A 932-nucleotide genomic window follows, 5' to 3' on the forward strand; every position below is an offset into this window, starting at 1 on the left:
ATACCATTCCGCATAATTAGTTGATCAGACTCATCCAATCTCTAGTACACATTTTTATGACTCTTTGACTATCACTGACAAAGTCATTCCACGCATCACAAACAGCATCTACAATTGATTCATAGCCATTAAAACAACGATTAGCTAAATGATGCTGACGCAACCAACTCCATACTTGTTCTATTGGGTTTAATTCTGGTGAGTATGGAGGAAGCTTAATAATGCTCACGTTATTAATGTTGATAGCAAGATCTTCTGTATGCCAACCTGCCCCATCCATAATAATAACTGCATGTCGATCTTCGGCGGTATTCATCGATATTTGTTTAAGGTGAGCATGCATAATATCTTTATTCACATAAGGCATTACCATCGCTTGTGATTGCCCATTGGTAACACACACAGAGCCAAATAAATAAGCATATTCAAACTGTTGCTGTTTCACGGCTAATGGCCTGCTACCTGTTTTAGCCCATAACTTTGTTGTGGTATTTTGTTGTCCAAAACGAGCTTCATCTTGTATCCAGATATCTACATTATCTAATGAGATATGACCAGGGATCTTAAGGATCGTTTTTATTTGGAATTTTTTTAAAATATTCTTGAACTTCAAGGGACTGTTTTGGATGTCTAGAACGAGAGGTTATCCATGAAAATCCCAAGCGGTGAAGTAATTTGTAGACACTTGAAAGATGATATTCATGACCAAAATTCTCAGCAATAAACAACTGGATATCAGTTCCGACCAATCGTCCCCCCTTATCATTTTTTGTATGTTCATTAATATATTCAATTAGTTGAAGTGATTGTACTTCAGATAATCGAAAGGGACGACCGGTTGTCTTTTTATCAACTAATCCAGCCAATCCATTTTGATGATATTGAGATATCCATTTATTAACACTAGTACGACTCACTTTAAGAAACTTAGC

Annotated in this window: 2 protein-coding genes; both read right to left on the bottom strand. The window is 36.3% G+C overall.

Annotated elements, in window-relative coordinates; all coding sequences use genetic code 11:
* Positions 1-16: 16 nt before the first annotated feature.
* The gene (locus tag V6255_RS17930; protein ID WP_341629370.1) at positions 17-613 is read right to left on the bottom strand and encodes an IS630 family transposase; all 597 of its coding nucleotides are present in this window, start codon (positions 611-613) and stop codon (positions 17-19) included.
* A partial coding sequence (locus V6255_RS17935; protein WP_341629371.1) for a helix-turn-helix domain-containing protein occupies positions 564-932 on the bottom strand: 369 nt, incomplete at its 5' end. The genes V6255_RS17935 and V6255_RS17930, both read right to left, overlap by 50 nt.

The sequence above is a fragment of the Psychromonas arctica genome, assembly GCF_038155225.1.
Classification (GTDB): Bacteria; Pseudomonadota; Gammaproteobacteria; order Enterobacterales; family Psychromonadaceae; genus Psychromonas; species Psychromonas arctica_B.